Origin of the sequence: Streptomyces sp. NPDC101776, assembly GCF_044766845.1 — a bacterium.
In the GTDB taxonomy this organism is placed as follows: domain Bacteria; phylum Actinomycetota; class Actinomycetes; order Streptomycetales; family Streptomycetaceae; genus Streptomyces.
Genome location: NZ_JBIWMV010000002.1, coordinates 237,085 through 255,827, shown reverse-complemented (window position 1 = coordinate 255,827; position 18,743 = coordinate 237,085). Strand labels below are relative to the sequence as shown.

The window sequence follows — 18,743 nt, the reverse complement described above, 5'->3', positions numbered from 1 at the left end:
AGTGAGTTTCGGCCGTTCTGGAAGGTCAGCCCTTCTTCAGGATCAGCTCGGTGTTGCGGTCCTTCGCGTCGCCGCCCAGCACCGTGCTGGATCCCGGCGCGTTGTACGACAGTTCGCGGTACAGGGCCGCGAGGCCGGTCTGGGTGAGGTCGGAGAAGTCCGTGCGGTGCGGGGCCGCGGACTCGATCAGCGTGGTGAAGAGGGACAGCGTGCCGTCCTTGTTGTCCACCAGCTCGATGACACGGGCGAGTTGGGGATAGTCGACGTGCGAGGCGGTGGAGATCTCCCAGAAGCTGCGGCCGTCGGGCGCCGAGTGCGGGGTGATGACGTTGCGGTGGATGTGACCGTTCACCCAGGCCAGCACGTTGGGGTGGCTGCCGAGGAGCGCGATGACCGCGTTGCCCTCGTAGCGGCGCTCGGTGGGGTGCGCCGGGTCGGGGCGGGTGTTGTCCATCGTCTTGCTGGTGTGGTGGCTGAAGATCACCGCGTACGAGTCCTTGTTGTCGCGGAGCGTCTTGTCCAGCCACCTCAACTGCGTTGCCCCGATGGACCCTTCGTAGTGGCCGCCCGCGTCCGTGGTGTCGAGGCTGATGCCGATCACGTCGTCGGCGATCCGGAACGCGTAGTACTGCGTGCCCGCGTCGACGTTCGCGGAGGAGTAGCCGTGCCCGACCGGGCCGTAGCCCTGGTAGGCCGGGTCCAGGTGGGCCTTGAGGTACTCGGCGGAGGTGTACGGCGCGCGCTGCTCGTCCGGCGTGACCGAGCGCGCGGAGCGGGCGTGCGCCTTCAGGAAGTCGCGGTAGCCGGTGCCCTTGGGGTCCTTGGCGTCCCGGATCGTGTTCTGCAGCTTCTTCGCCTCGGCGGCCGTCGCCGTCATCAACTTCTTGCCGCCGATGGCGAGTTCGGTGAGGTACGGGTCGGCGTGCGAGCCGAAGCAGCCGAGCGGGAGCGCGTCGTGGTTGCCGACCGTCGAGTACCAGGGCAGGTTGAGGCCGGGGCTGCGGACCTCGCGGATCGCGGCGGCCAGGAAGCCCTTGAGGTGCGGGAAGCCGACCTGCTTGTCGCCGTCGCGCAGCGTGGAGTCGGGCTGCCAGTACAGCTTGAGGCCGCTGTTCATGACGCCCTCGTAGTGGCGCGGGTCACCGGTGTTGGGGGTGAACCGGCCGCCGCTCATGATCTTCATGAACCATTCCAGCTCGGACTTGGCGTTGTTGTCCGTGTTGTCGCCGGTGGTCATCACGAAGTGCAGCGGGGAGCCGGTCACCGGGGCGCCGCGCAGCGCGTTGACCCGCTCGACCAGCGAGATCCCGCCCTGCACGGTCAGCGCCTCGTGCGGGCGCCAGGCGTGCTTGTCGGTGGAGCGCAAGTACTCCAGGCGCAGGGGGTGTTGAGTGTCCATCAGGTGCAGGTCGGTGAACTGCACGAACGACGCGAGTGCCGTACGGCGGCCCGCGCGCCCGGACTTGGCGGCGGCGAGGTCGGCGCGCACGACGCGCTTCCAGCCGGCGCCGTCGCCGAGGCGGCGGTAGCCGGAGTGGGTGCGCGGGGCGGCGACCGTGGCGAGGGTGGTGCCCTTGGTGTACGGGGCCAGGGGTGCGGCCGGCGCCTTGCGGGACTCCGCCACGGGCGCCTCGGCGGCGGCGTTGGAGGCGTTGGTGGCGTCGGCGGTGGCGGCCTGGCTGTCGGTGGGCCGTAGGGCGTAACCGACACCTGCGGAGACGGACACGGCCGCGGTGGCGGCGAGGACGGTACGGCGGTTGACCCCCAGCACGGAGCTGGCGACAGAGCGTGTGCGCGACATGGCGCGATCTCCCCGAGTACGAACTGCGTCGGCAGTGGTCGCGGGGATTCGCGTCGATCGGTTTTCGATCGCGGTCGCGAACTTCCCGCTCGTACTGGATGCTTGGCATCGGGGATGACCTGCGCGTAAACGAGGCAGCAACGCGTGGCGCCGATCACCGTACGTGGATCTTGGCGCCCCCTGTGCGTTCGTGAACGCTCGTCGAGCCGCCGGGAAGTGGCTACTCCGCGTTCATCTGCCGGGGTACTGAAGCTATTCCGGGACCCGTTCGACCCGCCCTACGGCCGGCTTCTCGCGCCACAGTCTCAGTGCGACGTCGATCAACGGGACGCGGCGCAGGGCCGACACCTCGTCCAGTGGATGCCAGGCCGCCATGTCGGTGGAGCCGCCGATCTCGTTGCGGAGCTCGCCTCCGACGATTCTGGCCTCGTAGACGATTCGGAGGCCGTGGTGGTCCACCTTGCGTCGGTAGCTCCACGGGATGACGTGGTGGGTCGTGTCCATACCGAGGAAGCCGGTGACCTCGATGTGGTAGCCGGTCTCCTCTTCCAGCTCGCGTACGACTGTGTCGTTGGGGTGCTCGCCGTGGTCCATGCCGCCGCCGGGTAGGACCCACTCGTGTCCTCCGCGCTCGGCGGGGGAACGGGCTAGCAGGAGTTGGCCGTCGCGGACGCAGACGGCGTAGGCGGCGACCCTCAGTTTCTTGCGCACGTCGGTGAAGCTAGGCGCTTCGATAGGGGTGGCGCATGTGGATTTTCGGCTGACGCGCCGTCGTGGCTGGTCGCGCCCACGCGGCGGAGCCGCATATAGATACAGCCCCGCGCCCCTTTAGGGGTGCTCAGCGCGTCGGGGTTGGGTTGGCAGGGGAGTATTCGGGGGCGGACCAGCGCAGCGGGAGTGCGGCTGCACTCTCGATGACCTCATCGAGTAGGAAACGGACCCTGCGCTCCCCGTCCTCCCCGAACTCCGTCCTTGCCTCGCCGGTGAGTTGGAGGGTTGTGCCCGTGTTCCAGTCCAGGAAGAGGAGGCCTGCGCGTGGGTCGGTGAGGAGGTTGCCCAGGCTCAGGAACATGGCGTTGCCGGAGTAGTCCGGCCAGGTCAGTTCGTGGGGTGACGTCGCTCGTACGAAGCCGGGGTTGCCGCCCCGGTGGCTGGCGTCGGCGCCGTGGTCGTGGACGGTGGCGAGGAAGAAGGTGTCGGCCGCCGCGATGAACTCGGCCTGGGTGGGGGTGAGTTCGCCGCTGTGCCGGGCGGGCGCCGGCTCACGGTCCGCGACCGTCTCGTAGGACTCTCTCCGCTGGATGTATTTCGGGCAGTTGGCGAACACCCGCTCCGCCTCGATCGCGAATCCCCTTGTCGTGGTGCGGAGTTGGCCGTCGACTCGCATACGGCGGCGGGTGCGGGGGTCCAGGGCGATCGTGCCGACCGGGAGGTCCCGTGCGGAGGAGAGGGCCGGGGTCAGGGGGTCGGCCGGGCGCGGGCCGCCGGTGAGCGAGATCTGGTGCGGGCCCGTCGCCCGTACGAAACCGGGTGGGCCGGTGAGCGGTGAGGCCCACACCTTTCCCGTCGTCGGGTCGGCGGCGCCCAGGATCAGGAGGGGCTGGAGTTCCAGGAAGGCGGCGGCCACGGGTTTGATGCCCTGGCCGATGATCTGGCCGACGTGATCGGCGAGGTCACGCACCCCTGCCCGGTCCTGCACGGCGCGGGAGCCGGCGTGGTAGGTCTCCATGGCGGTCACTGCTAGAAGAATCCGCAGGTGGGGGCTTCGGTGTGCGGGGCCGGGGCGTGTTCGGCGCCGGTCGGTATCGAGATCTCCAGGCGGGTGCCGTCCGGGTCGTGGAAGAAGATGCCGCCCGAGGCCGCGCCCTCGCGATGGGCGACCACTCCCTCGTACGCGAACTCGGCGCCGTAGGCCTTGAGTGCCTCCTCGTAGCGGCCGACCTGCTCGATCGAGTCGGCGGCGAAGGCCAGGTGGTGCAGGCCCGCGCGGTCGCCGCCGTACGGCCCCTGCGCCTGCTGCCAGAGGGTGAGCACGGGGTGGTCGCCGCCGTCGCCGAGGAACGCGAACCGGCGGTCGTCCTCCTTGCCCTCGGCGAGTACCGCGAAACCGAGGACGTCGCGGTAGAAGGCGAGCGAGCGGTCGAGGTCGGTGACGTTCAGTCCGGCGTGGCCGACATGCAGGGTCATGAAAAGCCCTCCTTCGATATAACCGTTGTCGATGATGTTAGTGGTTAGAATCGAGAGGGTCAACCGCTCACGTACTCTTGACCGGTTAGATCAGAAGGGAGCTTCTCCATGACCACCGACCCCGACCCCCGGCCGCTCCTCGGCGAACCGCTCGCCCTCGACCTGCTCAACACGCGGTGGATGCGGGACGGGACGGTGCAGGACCTGCTCTCCAGTCCCGGCGGGCTCGGCGTATGGCTCGGCTCGAACGGGCTCGACGAGCGGTTCGAGGCGAATCCGATCACCCTGCTGCACACCAAAATCGCGCGCAAGGCACTCCACGCGGTGGTGGACGGTTCGCTCGCACAAGGCGCCGAGGACCTCGATCTCGTCCTCGACCAGGGCCGGATCCGGGCCACGCTCACCGCCGAGGGCCCCGGCGAGATCCCCGAGTTCGACGACCCCCGGTGGGGCCCCGGCTGGCTCGCGGCCCGCAACTACCTGGAGTTGCTCGGCGCCGCCCCCGACCGCATCCGCCGCTGCGCCCACGAGGCGTGCGTCCTGCACTTCTTCGACACGTCACGCAACGGCACCCGCCGCTGGTGCTCGATGTCGGCCTGCGGCAACCGCGCCAAGGCGTCCCGCCACTACACGCGCTCGAAGGAGTTCTGAACCCCCTTGACCGGATAGGGGGTTTTCCCCATACATCCATATCGATTCGGTCAACACTTCCCAAACAACTGTCCCTTGGGTAAAGCTGTGCGCTCGTCCGGCACTGGATTCTTCACCTACAAGGGATGCCGATGACCCTCAACCCCAAGAGACGTGTGGCCCGGATATCCGTGGCCGCCGGTCTCGCCGCCGCCCTCTCCGCGGCCGGGCCGATACCCATGGCCTTCTCCGCCGACTCCCCCTCCGCCACCGCGCCCGCGGACGGGACCGTCAAGTCCGCCGCCGCCAAGCTCGGTTCGGACGACGCCGATCTGCTCGCCGCGGCCAAGGCCGACGGCGACAAGAACGTCACGATGATGATCGCCACCGCGCCGGGCTCGACCGAGCAGGTCGCCCAGCAGTTGGACGCGGTCAAGGGCGGCTCCGTGGGCCGTACGTACGACAAGCTCGGCTATGTCCGCGCCACCGTCCCGACCGGTAAGGCCGACTCGGCGATCGCCGCCGCCGCGAAGCTGTCCTCGGTGCACGCGATCGACCTGCGCCAGGAGATCGCCCTCGACGACCCGACGCCGAGCGCGGACACCGCGACCACCGCCAAGAGCGCCAACAAGGCCACGGCGAGCACCACTTACTCCGCGCCGAACAAGAACACCCCGGCCGTGAACCCGTACAACCCGTCCTTCGAGACGGGCGCCGTCGACTTCGTGAAGAAGAACCCGAAGGCGGACGGCCGCGGCATCACGATCGGCATCCTCGACTCCGGCGTCGACCTCGGCCACCCGGCGCTGCAGAAGACCACCACCGGCGAGCGCAAGATCGTCGACTGGGTCACCTCGACCGACCCGATCGTCGACGGCGACCAGACCTGGCGCCCGATGATCACGGCCGTCTCCGGCCCCAACTTCACTTACGGCGGCCTGAGTTGGACGGCGCCGACGGGGTCGTACGAGATCAGCACGTTCAAGGAGTCGTACACCACCGGCGGTGACGCGGCGGGCGACGCGAACCGTGACGGTGACACCACCGACTCGTGGGGCGTCCTGTACGACCCGGCGGCCGGCACGGTGACGGTCGACCTGAACAACAACCACGACTTCGGCGACGACGCGCCCATGAAGCCGTACAAGGACGGTTACCAGGTCGGCTACTTCGGTACCGACAACCCGGCGACGGACGTCGTCGAGCGGCAGCCGTTCGTGGTGCAGATCAGCAAGGACGTCCCGATGGACCCGTACGGCGGGTCCTGGGTCGGCAAGACCGCCGACTTCGTCAACATCGGTGTCATCGAGTCCGAGCACGGCACGCACGTCGCCGGCATCACCGCGGCGAACGGCCTGTTCGGCGGCAAGATGAACGGTGAGGCGCCCGGCGCCAAGCTGGTCTCCTCGCGCGCCTGCACCTGGTCCGGCGGCTGCACCAACGTCGCGCTCACCGAGGGCATGATCGACCTCGTCACCAACCGCGGTGTCGACATCGTCAACATGTCGATCGGCGGCCTGCCCGCGCTGAACGACGGCAACAACGCGCGCGCCGAGCTGTACACGCGCCTCATCGACACCTACGGCGTGCAGCTCGTGATCTCGGCCGGCAACTCCGGTCCGGGCGCCAACACGATCGGCGACCCCGGCCTGGCCGACAAGGTGATCTCGGTCGGCGCCTCGATCTCCAAGGAGACGTGGGCGGCCAACTACGGCTCGCAGGTGACGCGGAAGTACCAGCTGCTGCCCTTCTCCTCGCGCGGACCGCGTGAGGACGGCGGCTTCACGCCGACGCTCGTCGCGCCCGGCGCCGCGATCAACACGACCCAGACCTGGCTGCCGGGTTCCCCGGTCGCCGAGTCGGGCTACACGCTGCCGGCCGGCTACTCGATGCTCCAGGGCACCTCGATGGCCTCCCCGCAGGCCGCGGGCGCCTCGGCGCTGCTGCTGAGCGCCGCAAAGCAGAAGCACATCGCCCTCACCCCGGCGACCCTGCGCACGGCGCTGACCTCGACCGCCGATCACATCACGGGTGTTCAGGCGTACGAGGAGGGCGCGGGCCTCATCGACATCGTGGACGCGTGGAAGTCCATCAAGGACGGCGCGACCAGCCACGAGTACACCGTCAAGGCTCCCGTCGACACCGCGATCGACTTCGCGCTCAAGACCCCGGGCTTCGGCACGGGACTGTACGACCGTGAGGGCGGCCTCAAGGCCGGCGCGAAGAAGACGTACGACGTCGTCATCACCCGAACCACGGGCAGCAGCAAGGCCGTTCGGCACGAGCTGGACTTCGCGAACAACGCCGGTGGCACCTTCCGGATCGTCGGCTCGGACGAGGTCAAGCTCCCGCTGAACCAGCCGGTCACCGTCAAGGTGCAGGCGGCGCCCAAGAGTTCGGGCATCAAGAGCGCGATCCTGGAGGTCGACGACCCGAAGACCGAGGGCGTCGACAAGCAGATCCTCACGACGGTCGTGGTCTCCACCCCCGTCAACTACACCTACTCCAAGTCGAGTTCGGTGCAGCGCAACAGCACGCAGTCGTACTTCGTGACCGTCCCGGCGGGCGCCAAGGCCCTTGAGGTCGCGATCGGCGGGCTGAAGGACAAGAGCCAGACGCGGTTCATCTCGATCCACCCGTACGGCGTTCCGGTCGAGGACACCGGCACCCCGTACTGCTACAACAACTACCTCGACGGCAACGGCTGCAAGCCCGACGTGCGCTCGTACGCCGACCCGCAGGCCGGGGTCTGGGAGATCGAGGTCGAGGCGCGCCGCACCTCGCCGCTGCTCGACAACCCGTACAAGCTGGACGCCACCGTGCTCGGCGCGGCCTTCGACCCGGAGACCGTGACCGTGCCCGAGGCCAAGGTCGGCGTCCCGACCACCGCCTCGTGGAAGGTGACCAACAACTTCGCCGCTCTGGACGGCACGTTGAAGGGCGGCCCGCTCGGCTCCTCGCTGAGCGCGCGGCCCACCATCACCGAGGGCGTCACCCAGACCACCACGGTCGACGTGCCCGCCGGCGCCACCTCACTGGACGTGTCCATCGGCAACGTCTCGGACACGGCGGCGGACCTGGACCTGACGGTGAAGAACGCCGCCGGTACGGTCGTCGGGCAGTCCGCCGACGGCGACTCGGAGGAGGCGGTCTCGGTCGCCAACCCGGCCGCCGGGACGTACACCGTCGAGGTCGCGGGCTACTCGGTGCCGTCCGGCTCGACCGCGTACGACTACCTGGACGTGTTCTACTCGTCCGCGCTCGGCACGGTCGCCGTCGGCTCGACGCCGGTGAAGCTCGCCACGGGCGCCTCGACGAGCGTCTCCGGCAGCGTCACCGCGCTGGCGGCCGCTCCGGCGGGCCGTGAGTTCTTCGGTCAGGTCCAGCTGGTCAACGCGCGCGGCACGGTCGCGGGCCTGGGCAGCGTGAAGATCGAGAAGGTCACGTCGTAGCAGGAACGCAGTCCTGATACGGCGGTGAGGGGGGCGGGCGTCCGTGTGGGCGCCCGCCCTTCGCGCTGTCAGCCGGCCGGGCAGGTGACGGTACCGGCGCCGGTCAGGGCGTCGACGACCGCGGCACTGTCCGTGGCGACGGCGTCGTCGCCGACGGCCCAGAGGGTCGCCGTGTCGGAGCCCTTCGGGACCCCCACCAGTACGTGCTGCCCCTGGCGGGGCGCAGGACTCGCCCCGGCGGCCAGGACGACCGTGACATCGGCCGGGCCGTGAGCGGGCCGGTAGGACCGGGTGACGGCGATCGTGATCCGCTTCCGGGGGTCGGAGCCCGGCTGTACCTCGGTCACCGTCCCCTCGACGAGGAGGCGGGAGCAGGCCACGTACTGCTCGGGGTCGGACAGCGGGCCCGGGGTGACAGCCTCCTTGTCCTGGGCGGCTCCCGACCCGGAGTCCGCGCTGCTGCTCGTCGAGGCGTCCATGTCCCCGTTGTGCGCGACCAGCCAGGCCAGCCCGGTGATCATCGTGGCCGCGACCGCCGTGGCGAGGGTGCCGTAGGCGAGGACGCGCAGGGCGGGGCGGCGGCGCGGGCGTACCGGCCGGGCCGCGGGCACGGGTTCCGGAGGTGCCGACAGGGCCTCCCCGATGATCCCCAACTGCTCGCGCAGCAAGGCCACTTCGGCCGTGGCGACCCGGTGCTCGGCCATGAACTCGGCGTCCGCGTCGGCCCCCTGCGGCAACGGCTCGTCCGTGAGCGCGGCCATCAGCGCGTCCACGCCGTCGTACTGGGCAGCCACGTCACACCACCTCGTCCTCGTGCAGGCGGTCGCGCAGCGCGCGGACCGCGGAGTGCAGCCGGCTCTTGACCGTGCCTTCCGGGATGCCGAGTTCGGCGGCGATCCCGCGCACGGGCAGGTCGGCGAAGAACCGCAGGACGAGAACCTGGCGGTGCTGGTCCGGCAGTTCGTCCAGGCCCTGTGCCACCGCCACGGACAGGACGCTCGTGTCCTCGCCGGAGGGGTGCTCCAGCGGGCGCAGAGAGGCCAGCCGCTCCCCGAGCCGCTCCTGGCGGCGCTTGGCCCGGTGCCAGTCCATGGCGAGGTTCGAGGCGACGACCGCCGCCCACGCCGAGACGTCGCGCGGCGCCTCGTCGCCCTTCGCCGCGCGCTCCAGCAACCGCAGCCGTACCTGCTGGACGCCGTCCGGCAGATCCGCCTGCGGCACCCCGCCGAGCGCGAGCACCGCCCGTACCCGGCGTTCCTGGGCCGCGTCCAAGGGATCGTCCGCCCCCTCGGCCCGCCGAGCCTTTCTGCGCAGCACAGCCACCCCTCCCCTCCCCCGCGTTTCCCCTACGACGCGGGGGAGGGCCGAAACGTTCGTCCGACGCGGAGGAGTTTTCCCGACCGGCGGCCCGAGTCGTGGATCACACCGTCGGGCGGGACGGCTTGCGGCCCCGGGCGGGTGCGGGGCGGATTTCTTCGCAGCGCGCGGAGCCGTCGCCGCAGGATCGGGCCGGGCGCGGCCGCTCCCCGTGTCCCACTCCTCGGGCCGGGCGGCGAAAGGATTGGACACACCGCCACGGGTGAGACGCATCATGGAAGCGCTGGACCACGTAGAACGCACGCAGAGGGAGTCGTCGTGAAGGTCGGAATCGTCGGAGCCACCGGTCAGGTGGGCACGGTCATGCGCGGGATCCTCAAGGAGCGCGGCGGCTTGAACGGACACAGCCCCGTCACGGAGCTGCGGCTCTTCGCCTCGGCCCGTTCGGCGGGGACGGTCCTGGACGGCGTGACGGTGGAGGACGCGGCCATCGCCGACTACTCCGGCCTCGACATCGTGCTGTTCTCCGCGGGCGGCGCGACCTCCAAGGCGCTGGCCGAGAAGGTCGCCGCGCAGGGCGCGGTCGTCATCGACAACTCCTCCGCCTGGCGCAAGGACCCGCAGGTCCCGCTGGTCGTCTCGGAGGTCAACCCGCACGCGATCGTGGACCGCCCCAAGGGCATCATCGCCAACCCGAACTGCACGACGATGGCCGCGATGCCGGTCCTGAAGCCCTTGCACGCGGAGGCGGGCCTGGAGGCGCTGGTCGTCGCGACGTACCAGGCGGTGTCCGGTTCCGGGGTGGCCGGGGTGGCCGAGCTGCACGGGCAGGCGCTGAAGGTCGTCGCCGACGCGGACAAGCTCACGCACGACGGCAGCGCGGTCGACTTCCCCGAGCCGCAGGTCTACCAGCGCCCCATCGCCTTCAACGTGGTCCCCCTCGCGGGCTCGATCGTCGACGACGGCCTGCACGAGACCGACGAGGAGCAGAAGCTCCGCAACGAGTCCCGCAAGATCCTGGAGATCCCGGAGCTGAAGGTCTCCGGCACGTGTGTCCGCGTCCCGGTCTTCTCCGGCCACTCTCTCCAGGTCAACGCCCGGTTCGCCCGCCCGATCTCCGTGGCGCGCGCGACGGAGCTCCTCGGCGGCGCCCCGGGCGTGGCCCTCTCCGACATCCCGACCCCCCTCCAGGCGGCCGGCCAGGACCCGTCCTACGTCGGCCGCATCCGCGCGGACGAGACGGTCGAGCACGGTCTCGCGCTGTTCGTCTCCAACGACAACCTCCGCAAGGGCGCTGCGCTGAACGCGGTGCAGATCGCGGAGCTGGTGGCGGCGGAGCTGCGGGGCTGACCCGGTTTTTTCTCGCCCCCGCCGCCCCTACCTGTCCATCCGTCTGGGGCTCCGCCCCAGACCCCGCTCCTCAAACGCCGGAGGGGCTGAGATTTTCAGCCTGTCCTGCGTTTGAGGCGCTACGCCCGACGTACCTCGAAGTGGAAGCAGCCGTACTCCACCGCCCGGACGTGGACGAGAACCACGGACGGGTCGGTGAAGGCCCGCTGGAAGGCCTCGTCGTCGAGGGTGTCGACCAGCTCGCCCCCGAGGATGTGGCCCTCGGCGGAGTAGCGGCGGATCACCCGGTGCGCCTCCGCGAACGGATACCCGGAACCCGCCGCAGGCCCCCCGCACTCCTCCGCGTGGACGAACACCGGCCCCACCTCGTCGTACGCCCCCGGCTCGGTCGCCCAGCGCCGCAGCGGGGCGTAGGAGACGAGGGCGATCCGCTCACCGCGCTCGCTGCGGCGCAGGCAGCAGCGGAGCGGAGCGCCGCCCTCCTCATCGCGTGCGGGAACCATTCCGCTCCCCGCATCGTCAGCAGAGCGCAGCTCCTTCAGGACCGTGGGGTCGATGGGTCGTGCCGTGTACGTCGTCATGACTCCAGGCTCGCGCCCGTCCGCCCCGCTCACCGGCGGGATACGGACATCGCGTTCTCCGCAGGTCCCGTGGAAGGATGGCGCAACCCACACATAACGAGGAGATGACCGCGTGCCTGGCACAAACCTGACTCGCGAAGAGGCGCAGCAGCGGGCAACGCTGCTCACCGTTGACTCGTACGAGATCGATCTCGACCTCTCCGGCGCGCAGGAGGGCGGGACCTACAGGTCCGCGACGACGGTGCGCTTCGAAGTGACGGAGGGCGGCACCGAGTCCTTCATCGACCTGGTCGCCCCGGCCGTCCACGAGGTGACGCTGAACGGCGACCCGCTCGACCCGGACGAGGTCTTCAAGGACTCGCGGATCGCGCTGGCCGGGCTGCTGGAGGGGCCGAACATCCTCCGGGTGGTCGCGGACTGCGCGTACACCAACACCGGTGAGGGGCTTCACCGGTTCGTCGACCCCGTCGACCAACAGGCTTATCTGTACACCCAGTTCGAGGTCCCGGACGCGCGCCGCGTGTTCGCGAGCTTCGAGCAGCCGGACCTCAAGGCCACCTTCCAGTTCACCGTGAAGGCGCCGACGGGCTGGACCGTCGTCTCCAACTCCCCGACGCCCGAACCCCGGGACGACACCTGGGTGTTCGAGCCGACGCCGCGCATCTCGACGTACATCACCGCGCTGATCGTCGGGCCGTACCACTCCGTGCACAGCGTGTACGAGAAGGACGGGCAGAGCGTCCCGCTCGGCATCTACTGCCGGCCCTCGCTCGCCGAGTACCTCGACTCCGACGCGATCTTCGAGGTGACACGGCAGGGCTTCGCCTGGTTCCAGGAGAAGTTCGCCTACGCGTACCCCTTCAAGAAGTACGACCAGCTGTTCGTCCCGGAGTTCAACGCGGGCGCGATGGAGAACGCGGGCGCGGTGACCATCCGCGACCAGTACGTGTTCCGGTCCAAGGTGACCGACGCCGCGTACGAGGTGCGTGCGGAGACGATCCTGCACGAGCTGGCCCACATGTGGTTCGGCGACCTGGTCACCATGGAGTGGTGGAACGACCTGTGGCTGAACGAGTCGTTCGCCACCTACACCTCCATCGCCTGCCAGGCGTACGCGCCGGACTCGCGCTGGCCGCACTCGTGGACGACGTTCGCCAACTCGATGAAGACCTGGGCGTACCGGCAGGACCAACTGCCGTCCACACACCCGATCATGGCCGAGATCGGCGACCTGGACGACGTCCTCGTCAACTTCGACGGCATCACGTACGCCAAGGGCGCGAGCGTCCTCAAGCAGCTTGTCGCGTACGTCGGCATGGACGAGTTCTTCGCGGGCGTGCAGGCGTACTTCAAGCGCCACGCGTTCGGCAACACCCGCCTGTCCGACCTGCTGGGCGCGCTGGAGGAGACCTCCGGGCGTGACCTGAGCACCTGGTCGAAGGCATGGCTGCAGACGGCCGGCATCAACATCCTGCGCCCGGAGATCGAGACGGACGCGGACGGTGTCATCACCGCCTTCGCGATCCGCCAGCAGGCCCCGGCCCTCCCCGCCGGCGCGAAGGGCGAGCCGACGCTGCGCCCGCACCGCATCGCGGTCGGCCTGTACGAACTCGACGAGAACACCGGCAAGTTGGTCCGTGACGAGCGCGTCGAGCTGGACGTGGACGGCGAGTTGACCGCCGTACCGCAGCTCGTCGGCAAGCGCCGTCCGGACGTGGTGCTGCTCAACGACGACGACCTGTCGTACGCGAAGGTCCGCCTCGACGAGCAGTCGCTGGCCTTCGTCACCGAGCACCTGGGCGACTTCGAGTCCTCGCTGCCCCGCGCCCTGTGCTGGGCCTCGGCCTGGGACATGACCCGCGACGCCGAACTCGCCACCCGCGACTACCTCGCCCTCGTCCTCTCGGGCATCGGCAAGGAGTCCGACATCGGTGTCGTGCAGTCGCTGCAACGGCAGGTGAAGCTGGCGATCGAGCTGTACGCCGACCCGGCCGCCCGCGAGGCGCTGCTCACCCGCTGGACGGACGCCACGCTGGCGCACCTGCGCTCCGCGGAGGCCGCGAGCGACCACCAGCTGGCATGGGCCCGGGCGTTCGCGTCCACGGCCCGTACGCCGGAGCAACTCGACCTGCTGGACGCCCTGTTGGAGGGCACGCAGACCATCGAGGGGCTGGCCGTCGACACCGAGCTGCGCTGGGCGTTCGTCGAACGCCTCGCGTCCGTGGGCCGGTTCGACGAGGCGGAGATCGCCGGCGAGTACGAGCGGGACAAGACGGCCGCCGGTGAGCGCCACGCGGCGACCGCCCGTGCCGCCCGCCCGACCGAGGAGGCGAAGGCGGAGGCCTGGGCGCAGGTCGTCGAGTCCGACAAGCTTCCCAACGCCCTTCAGGAAGCGGTGATTTCGGGCTTCGTCCAGACCGACCAGCGTGAACTCCTGGCGCCGTACACGGAGAAGTACTTCGCGGCGGTCAAGGAGGTCTGGGACACCCGTTCGCACGAGATCGCCCAGCAGATCGCGGTCGGCCTCTACCCGTCGATCCAGGTCTCCCAGGACACCCTGGACCGCACGGACACCTGGCTGACCACCGCCGAGCCCAACGCGGCCCTGCGCCGCCTGGTCTCGGAGTCCCGCTCGGGCGTGGAGCGCGCGCTCAAGGCCCAGGCGGCGGACGCGGCGGCGTCGTAGTCCGGCCGTAGCGCATCCGTAGTACCTCCGGGGTTTCTCCTACGGTCACGAGGGCGCCCGGCATTCCGCCGGGCGCCCTTCGTCGTTCCTCGGGCGCCCTTCGCCGTCCGTCGTGCGGCTGCTGCCGGGCCGGGCCGCGCGGGTGGGGCGGCCCAGGACGACTCCGGCCAGGACGAGGGCCAGCCCGCACAGTTGCCGGCCGGTCAGCACCTCTCCGGCGACGGCCGTGCCGAGCAGCACGCCGGTGACGGGGTTGAGCAGTCCGACCAGGCCCACCGTGCCCGCGGGCAGGTGCCGCAGCCCGGTGAACCAGGCGACGAAGGCCAGCGCGGTGGCGACGAGGGTGACGTAGCCGAACGCGAGGAGCGCCGGGGTGGAGAGCGCGGGTGGCCGGCCCTCCACGACCGCGGCGACCGGCAGCAGGAACAGTCCCCCGGCCGTGAGCTGCCAGGCGGTCGAGGCGAGCACATCGGTACCGGTGTCGTTCCACCGTTTGGTCAGGATGTGGCCGAAGGCCGACACGAGCATGGCCGCGGCCGAGGCGAGGACTCCCGGCACGCTCACCCCGCCCGCCCCGGTGAGCAGCATGAGGCAGACCCCGCCGAGCCCGATCGCGGCGCCGGCCAGGTGCGTGCGGCCGGGCCGCTCGGAGACCAGGGCCCAGGCGATGAGCATCATCGCGAGCGGGGACACCGCCATGACGGTCGAGGCGATGCTCGTCGGGAGCAGTTGGGAGGCGGCGTAGACGAGGACGAAGAACACGCTCACGTTGAGCAGCCCGAGCACCGCGGACCGCCACCACCAGACACCACGCGGTCGCTGTCTGCACAGGCCCAGCAGGACGAGGCCGGCGGGCAGCGCGCGCAGGGCGGCCCCGTAGAGCGGGCTGTCGGGCGGCAGGAACTCGTGGGTGACGTAGTAGTTGGCTCCCCAGGCCACCGGCGCGACCGCCGTGAGCGCCACCCACCGCATATTGGCTTCCATGGAAGCCAATATAGCTTCCCGGGAAGCTACCATGGTGTGCATGGACGATCCGCAAGCGCTGGACCGCGTGGCCCGCATCCAGACCGACTGGCGCCGCGAGCGGCCCGACGTCGACATCACCCCGCAGGGCGTGATCGGCAGACTGCACCGCCTGGCCGACCGTCTCACCGAGGAGCTGTGCCTCGTCTACGGCCGATACGGCCTGAGCGAGGGGGAGTTCGACGTCCTGTGCGCACTGCGCCGCGCCGGCGAGCCCTTTGAGCGGGCACCCGGCGAACTCGCCGCGCACACCATGGTCACCACCGGCGCGATGACGAAGCGGATCGACCGCCTGGAACGAGCCGGACTCGTCACCCGCCGCCGTTCCGGCGACGACCAGCGCGGCCGGATCGTCGCCCTCACCCGGCCCGGACGCGAACTGATCGACCAGGCGTTCACCGACCACATGCGCAACGAACGCCGCCTGCTGGACCTGCTGACGCCCGCCGACTCCGTGGCGCTCGAAGGGCTCCTCACCACCTGGCTCGCCCGCGTGGAGACCCCGCGTCCGTCCTCCGACAGCGGGTGAGCCGCCGCCCTCGGGCCGCGCTCAACGCTCCGGAGGTCCAGGAACAGGGCTCAGCCCGGGAACATCCCGCCCGTGACGTTCACGAACGTGCCGGTGATGCTCGCCGCGTGGTCCGAGGCGAGGAACACGGCGGTCGCGGTGATCTCCGCGAGGGTGGGGTTGCGACGGGTCATGCGCAGGCTCGACAGGTGGTCGAGGATGCTCTGGATCGCCGCCTCGTTGAGGTCGGGGTTGACCTTGCCGAGCTTCTCGATCGTGAGGGTCTCGGGGATGCCGGCGGCCCACAGTCCTACGGCACGCACCCCGCGCGGACCCAGCTCCATCGCCAGGTTGCGCACCAGGCTGTCGGTAGCCGCGTCGGCGGGACCGGTGCCGCCCATCATCGGACTGCCGTGCGCGGAACCGCTGTTGAGGGTGAGGACGACACCGCTGCCCCGCTCGGCCATCCGGCGGGCGGCGGCGCGGGCGGTGATGAAGTTGGCGCGGGTGCCGTTGATCACCGGCGCCAGGAAGTCGTCGACGGGCATGTCGGTGATGGGCAGCCCCTGAACGTCGCCGCGCGAGACGAGGTTGAAGGACACGTCCAAGTCCCCGACGCGGGCGAGGTGTTCGGTGACGGCCGTCTCGTCGAGGGCGTCGACGACGGCTACCTCGGCCTCGTCGAGACCGGCGTCCTTGATGTCACCGGCCACGGCCTCCAGCGTCTCCCGGGTGCGTCCCACGAGGTGGACCCGGGCTCCCTCGGCGGCGAAGGCACGGGCGACCGCGCCGCCGATCGAGCCGCCGGCGCCGTAGACGACCGCGGTCTTGTCGGTGAGCAGCATGGTGAACTCCTTGTGGGTCGTGATGCGTGATGTACGTGTCGTTCGTGTCGGTCATACAGACGCACAGGGAGCCCGGCACTCATCGGTCACAGCCGCAGCGGCAGTCCGAAGGCCGGGAACAGGTGCGGCTCGAAGGACGTGATCTCGGCGATCCGGTCGTCGGCGTCGAAGCGGAGCACGTCGAGAACCTGCGCGCGGTAGACGGTCGTACCGGGCCGGCGGACGTAACCCCCCGCCGCGAGCTGCCCGTTGGCGCGGGCGGGCAGATGACGCCAATGCCCAAGGAACATGGGCGAGTTGACGTCGAGGCTGACGCTCAGGAACTCCACGAGCGCGTCACGGCCGGTGAACCAGAACGGGTTCGGCGGCATGGTGAGGGTGACGTCCTCGCTGAGCAGCGTGGCGACCTCGGACAGGTCGAGGCGTTCGGCGGCGGCCATGTACCGCTTGACCAGGGCGCGTTGATGCTCGGTGGGCCCGTCGGCCGTCCAGTCCGCACGCCGGCCGGGGAGCCGGTCGCGCAGGGTGGGGCGGGCGCGTTGCAGCGCGCTGTTGACCGAGGCCACGGTCATGTCGAGGGCCTCGCCGGTCTCTACGGCGGTCAGCCCGAGCACGTCCCGCAGCACCAACACCGCGCGCTGGCGCGGCGGGAGATGCTGGACGGCGGCCAGAAAGACCAGTTCGAGGGTCTCGCGGGAGACGGCGGCGGCCTCCGGCTGCTCCTCGGCGGAGGGCAACTCGTCGTCGGGGTAAGGCTGTAGCCAGGTGACCCGGGCGGGCGGCTCCCCACCACCGTGGTTCATCCCGGGCAACGGCTCGTACCGCTTGGGTCGACGGGCCGTACGGCGCTGGAAGTCCAGGCAGGTGTTGGTCGCGATGCGATACAGCCAGGTACGGGCACCGGCCCGCCCCTGAAACGTCTCCCGGGCCCGCCAGGCCCGCAGGAACGTCTCCTGCACCAGGTCCTCGGCGTCGTCGTACGACCCGGTCATGCGGTAGCAGTGGACCTGGATCTCGCGCCGGTGGGACTCGACGAGGGCGGCGAAGTCGCCTTCGTCGAGCGGGACTTGGAGTTCCGTGGCGGCGGGGCTTTCCGTAACGGCCGCGGGCGTGACGGATTCCCGAGCGGTGTCCCGCGCCGTGCGTGCCACTCGCCTCAGCCGCGCGACGGACGAGGACAGTTCCGTCACGCCGGAGTAGAAGACGGAAGGCGGCTGCGGCACCAGCTCCTCGACCTGCCGCCCGATCTCCTTGATCAGCCCGTCGACACCGACTCCGCCGCTCCCCTGCCGCTCCCGGTACGCCTTCTGGCGACAGGCGGCGGAGCAGTAGACGGAGCGGCGGCCGGTGCGGCCGGCCCGTGCGGTGAGCGGCTTGCCACAGCTGGGGCAGGATTCGTCGGCCACGGGCGCCTCCGGCGTTGCGTCACGGTGTTCCCGCGTGACGCTACCTCGCGAACGGAAACGGACGGGGGACGCGCCCCGATCTGCCCGGCCACCGTCGCCCCGAACGCCACCCCCATCCCCGCGAGTTGCAGCGGTGTCAGCGTCTGTCCCAGCGCCGCCCAGCCCACGATCGCCGCGGTCAGCGGGGACAGTGGGCCGAGGAAGGTGACCTGGGTCGCGGAGAGTCGGCCGATGCCGCGGAACCAGAGCCAGTACGCGATCGCCGTGTTGGCCAGGGCCAGGTAGAGGTAGCCGCCGATCGCCCGGGCGTCGAGCGCGGGCGGTGCTCCCTCGATCAGGAAGGCGACGGGGGCTATCAGCAGGCCGCCCGCGGTGAGTTGCCAGCCGGTGAGGGCGAGCGGGCCGACGCCGTCGGGGCGGCCCCAGCGCTTGGTCAGCACCGTGCCGGTGGACATCGACGCGGTGGAGGCGAGGGCCGCGAGCACGCCGACCGGGTCGAGCGCTCCGGCCGCCTTCAGTACGACGAGACTGACGCCGAAGGCCGCGACGGTGCCGGTGAGCACGCTCCGGGCCGTGGGCCGCTGCCCCAGCAGGACCGCCGAGAGGCCGACCACGATGAGCGGCCCGATCGAGCCGACGACCGCCGCCATACCGCCCGGGAGCCGGTACGCGGACAGGAACAGCAGCGGGAAGAACGCGCCGATGTTCAGGGCGCCGAGGACCGTCGCCTTCCACCACCAGGCCCCGCGCGGCAGCACCCGGGCCAGCGCGAGGAGCACGAGACCGGCGGGGAGCGCGCGCAGCAGGCCGGTGAAGAGGGGGCGGTCGGGCGGGAGGAACTGGGTGGTGACGGCGTAGGTGGTGCCCCAGGAGATGGGGGCGAGGGCGGTGAGGACGATGGTGCTGGAGCGGTTCATGCCATCCCCTTCAAAAGTCACTTGCCACTAATTAGCTTAG

The 18,743-nt window shown here is 70.5% G+C and carries 16 protein-coding genes; 5 read left to right on the top strand and 11 right to left on the bottom strand.

What is annotated here, in order from left to right:
* Window positions 1-25: 25 nt before the first annotated feature.
* The 4 genes from ACIRRY_RS06920 to ACIRRY_RS06905 all read right to left on the bottom strand — a co-directional run bounded on the left by ACIRRY_RS06920 (window position 26) and on the right by ACIRRY_RS06905 (window position 3,988).
* Complete coding sequence (locus tag ACIRRY_RS06920) at window positions 26-1,801, bottom strand: TIGR03767 family metallophosphoesterase (RefSeq protein WP_403968765.1); 1,776 nt, start codon at window positions 1,799-1,801, stop codon at window positions 26-28.
* A gap of 252 nt (window positions 1,802-2,053) precedes the next feature.
* The gene (locus ACIRRY_RS06915) at window positions 2,054-2,512 is read right to left on the bottom strand and encodes an NUDIX hydrolase (RefSeq protein WP_403968763.1); all 459 of its coding nucleotides are present in this window, start codon (window positions 2,510-2,512) and stop codon (window positions 2,054-2,056) included.
* Between the two features lie 127 nt (window positions 2,513-2,639).
* Window positions 2,640-3,530, bottom strand: a complete 891-nt coding sequence (locus ACIRRY_RS06910; RefSeq protein WP_403970821.1) for a pyridoxamine 5'-phosphate oxidase family protein — start codon at window positions 3,528-3,530, stop codon at window positions 2,640-2,642.
* A gap of 11 nt (window positions 3,531-3,541) precedes the next feature.
* The gene (locus ACIRRY_RS06905; RefSeq protein ID WP_403968761.1) at window positions 3,542-3,988 is read right to left on the bottom strand and encodes a VOC family protein; all 447 of its coding nucleotides are present in this window, start codon (window positions 3,986-3,988) and stop codon (window positions 3,542-3,544) included.
* A 108-nt stretch (window positions 3,989-4,096) separates the two neighbouring features.
* Here ACIRRY_RS06905 and ACIRRY_RS06900 point away from each other — a divergent pair, with 108 nt between their 5' ends.
* Window positions 4,097-4,639 carry a CGNR zinc finger domain-containing protein gene (locus ACIRRY_RS06900; protein WP_403968759.1) on the top strand — a complete coding sequence of 181 codons (543 nt, stop codon included), beginning with the start codon at window positions 4,097-4,099 and terminating at the stop codon, window positions 4,637-4,639.
* Between the two features lie 131 nt (window positions 4,640-4,770).
* Window positions 4,771-8,070, top strand: a complete 3,300-nt coding sequence (locus tag ACIRRY_RS06895) for a S8 family serine peptidase (RefSeq protein ID WP_403968757.1) — start codon at window positions 4,771-4,773, stop codon at window positions 8,068-8,070.
* A 68-nt stretch (window positions 8,071-8,138) separates the two neighbouring features.
* Here ACIRRY_RS06895 and ACIRRY_RS06890 read toward each other — a convergent pair whose 3' ends face one another.
* Together ACIRRY_RS06890 and ACIRRY_RS06885 are read right to left on the bottom strand one after the other, a co-directional pair.
* Window positions 8,139-8,864 carry a hypothetical protein gene (locus ACIRRY_RS06890; protein WP_403968756.1) on the bottom strand — a complete coding sequence of 242 codons (726 nt, stop codon included), beginning with the start codon at window positions 8,862-8,864 and terminating at the stop codon, window positions 8,139-8,141.
* Between the two features lies 1 nt (window position 8,865).
* Window positions 8,866-9,387 carry an RNA polymerase sigma factor gene (locus ACIRRY_RS06885; protein ID WP_403968754.1) on the bottom strand — a complete coding sequence of 174 codons (522 nt, stop codon included), beginning with the start codon at window positions 9,385-9,387 and terminating at the stop codon, window positions 8,866-8,868.
* Window positions 9,388-9,705: 318 nt separating this feature from the next.
* Here ACIRRY_RS06885 and ACIRRY_RS06880 point away from each other — a divergent pair, with 318 nt between their 5' ends.
* Window positions 9,706-10,737, top strand: coding sequence for an aspartate-semialdehyde dehydrogenase (locus ACIRRY_RS06880; protein WP_403968753.1), 1,032 nt, complete (start codon window positions 9,706-9,708; stop codon window positions 10,735-10,737).
* Window positions 10,738-10,856: 119 nt separating this feature from the next.
* On the opposite strand, the gene ACIRRY_RS06875 is transcribed toward ACIRRY_RS06880, so the two are convergent.
* Window positions 10,857-11,318, bottom strand: a complete 462-nt coding sequence (locus ACIRRY_RS06875) for a DUF1203 domain-containing protein (protein ID WP_403968751.1) — start codon at window positions 11,316-11,318, stop codon at window positions 10,857-10,859.
* A 112-nt stretch (window positions 11,319-11,430) separates the two neighbouring features.
* On the opposite strand from ACIRRY_RS06875, the gene pepN reads away from it, so the two are divergent.
* The gene (gene pepN / locus ACIRRY_RS06870) at window positions 11,431-14,004 is read left to right on the top strand and encodes an aminopeptidase N (protein WP_403968750.1); all 2,574 of its coding nucleotides are present in this window, start codon (window positions 11,431-11,433) and stop codon (window positions 14,002-14,004) included.
* Between the two features lie 45 nt (window positions 14,005-14,049).
* On the opposite strand, the gene ACIRRY_RS06865 is transcribed toward pepN, so the two are convergent.
* Window positions 14,050-14,976, bottom strand: a complete 927-nt coding sequence (locus tag ACIRRY_RS06865) for an EamA family transporter (RefSeq protein WP_403970819.1) — start codon at window positions 14,974-14,976, stop codon at window positions 14,050-14,052.
* 43 nt (window positions 14,977-15,019) lie between these two features.
* Here ACIRRY_RS06865 and ACIRRY_RS06860 point away from each other — a divergent pair, with 43 nt between their 5' ends.
* Entirely contained in the window at window positions 15,020-15,556 is a 537-nt protein-coding gene (locus ACIRRY_RS06860; RefSeq protein WP_403968748.1) for a MarR family winged helix-turn-helix transcriptional regulator, read from the top strand.
* A 50-nt stretch (window positions 15,557-15,606) separates the two neighbouring features.
* Here the strand turns inward: ACIRRY_RS06860 and ACIRRY_RS06855 are convergent, their stop codons facing one another.
* The 3 genes from ACIRRY_RS06855 to ACIRRY_RS06845 form a co-directional block, all read right to left on the bottom strand.
* Entirely contained in the window at window positions 15,607-16,380 is a 774-nt protein-coding gene (locus ACIRRY_RS06855) for an SDR family NAD(P)-dependent oxidoreductase (RefSeq protein WP_403968746.1), read from the bottom strand.
* Between the two features lie 86 nt (window positions 16,381-16,466).
* A complete protein-coding gene (locus ACIRRY_RS06850; protein WP_403970817.1) occupies window positions 16,467-17,639 on the bottom strand; it encodes a sigma-70 family RNA polymerase sigma factor in 1,173 nt (390 codons plus the stop codon).
* Window positions 17,636-18,703: an EamA family transporter gene (locus tag ACIRRY_RS06845; RefSeq protein ID WP_403968744.1), complete on the bottom strand. Its 1,068-nt coding sequence runs from the start codon at window positions 18,701-18,703 to the stop codon at window positions 17,636-17,638. The genes ACIRRY_RS06850 and ACIRRY_RS06845 overlap by 4 nt, the downstream gene beginning before the upstream one ends.
* Window positions 18,704-18,743 lie beyond the last annotated feature (40 nt).

What these genes read in the sequence shown, in the direction of transcription:
- ACIRRY_RS06920 (WP_403968765.1), bottom strand. Translation starts at nt 1,801, where the DNA reads ATGTCGCGCACACGCTCTGTCGCCAGCTCCGTGCTGGGGGTCAACCGC.
- ACIRRY_RS06910 (WP_403970821.1), bottom strand. Translation starts at nt 3,530, where the DNA reads ATGGAGACCTACCACGCCGGCTCCCGCGCCGTGCAGGACCGGGCAGGG.
- ACIRRY_RS06905 (WP_403968761.1), bottom strand. Translation starts at nt 3,988, where the DNA reads ATGACCCTGCATGTCGGCCACGCCGGACTGAACGTCACCGACCTCGAC.
- ACIRRY_RS06900 (WP_403968759.1), top strand. Translation starts at nt 4,097, where the DNA reads ATGACCACCGACCCCGACCCCCGGCCGCTCCTCGGCGAACCGCTCGCC.
- ACIRRY_RS06895 (WP_403968757.1), top strand. Translation starts at nt 4,771, where the DNA reads ATGACCCTCAACCCCAAGAGACGTGTGGCCCGGATATCCGTGGCCGCC.
- ACIRRY_RS06875 (WP_403968751.1), bottom strand. Translation starts at nt 11,318, where the DNA reads ATGACGACGTACACGGCACGACCCATCGACCCCACGGTCCTGAAGGAG.
- ACIRRY_RS06865 (WP_403970819.1), bottom strand. Translation starts at nt 14,976, where the DNA reads ATGCGGTGGGTGGCGCTCACGGCGGTCGCGCCGGTGGCCTGGGGAGCC.
- ACIRRY_RS06860 (WP_403968748.1), top strand. Translation starts at nt 15,020, where the DNA reads ATGGTGTGCATGGACGATCCGCAAGCGCTGGACCGCGTGGCCCGCATC.
- ACIRRY_RS06855 (WP_403968746.1), bottom strand. Translation starts at nt 16,380, where the DNA reads ATGCTGCTCACCGACAAGACCGCGGTCGTCTACGGCGCCGGCGGCTCG.
- ACIRRY_RS06845 (WP_403968744.1), bottom strand. Translation starts at nt 18,703, where the DNA reads ATGAACCGCTCCAGCACCATCGTCCTCACCGCCCTCGCCCCCATCTCC.